Origin of the sequence: Rhodococcus sp. LB1, from assembly GCF_001583455.1 — a bacterium.
In the GTDB taxonomy this organism is placed as follows: Bacteria; Actinomycetota; Actinomycetes; order Mycobacteriales; family Mycobacteriaceae; genus Rhodococcus_F; species Rhodococcus_F opacus.
Genome location: NZ_LTCZ01000362.1, coordinates 1 through 1026 on the forward strand (window position 1 = coordinate 1; position 1026 = coordinate 1026).

The 1026-nt window shown below is 69.6% G+C and carries 1 protein-coding gene; it reads right to left on the reverse strand.

Annotated elements, in window-relative coordinates:
* Positions 1-1026 (reverse strand): muconate cycloisomerase family protein (locus AZG88_RS35585; protein WP_061700439.1); only part of this gene is annotated, 1026 nt, incomplete at both ends.

Below are 1026 nucleotides of genomic sequence, written 5' to 3' on the forward strand. Positions count from 1 at the left end.
CTGGTCCTCGTCGATCTCGACGCCGAGGCCGGGTCCGGTGGGCAGGTGCAGGAAGCCGTCCTTGAAGACGACCGGATCGACGACGATGTCGTCCGAGAGCAGCAGGGTGCCGAACAGCTCGGTCCCCGCGGTGAGCGAGGGCATGGCGCAGAAGGCGTGCAGGGATGCCGCGGTGCCGATCGAGGATTCGATCGTGGTGCCGCCGTAGCAGGGGACGCCGAAGGCATCGGCGACCGCACCGACGGCGAGAACGTTGCTGATCCCGCCGCCCTTGGCGAGTTTGACCGCGAGGATGTCGGCGGCCCCGCTGGTGCACAGCTGCACCGCATCGTGGGCTGTGCGGACGCTTTCGTCGGCCATCACGGGGATGGTGAGCAGGTCGGCGAGGCGTGCCATGCCGCGCACGTCCCACCGCGGCACTGGTTGTTCGATCAGGCCGATGCCGGCGGCTGCGAGCTCCGGGAGGTACCGCTCGGCCGTGAGGACATCCCACGACCCGTTCAGGTCGACCGCGAGGTCGGCTTGCCCGGCGAGGGCGTCGGCGACGGCGGTGACCCGGGCGACGTCGTCGGCGGGTTGGCCCGCTCCCATCTTGAGCTTGAACGACCGATGCTCGCCCGCGTCGAGTTTGTGTCGTGCCTCCGCGATCACCACGTCCGCGGGTTCGGCGCCCAGCGCCCAGGTCACCGGCAGCCGGTCACGGTGCGCTCCGCCGAGCAGCTGGTACACCGGTAGGCCGTAGCTCTTACCGCAGGCGTCCCACAGCGCCATTTCGACCGCAGCTTTGGCGAATTCGGCGCCGTCTACCATCCGGTCCAGCTTGCGGCCGAGGTAGCCGACCCGGCTGAGGTCCTCGCCGACGAGCAGCGGCGTGAGGTAGCGGTCGATCAGGGCTTTCATGCCCTCGATCGACTCCCCACCCCACCACGGGCCACCGGGCACGACGCCCTCCCCGATCCCCACGATGCCGTCCGTGGTGGTGACCCGGACCAGCAGCAGACTCTGCGAATCGATGGTCAGGATCGA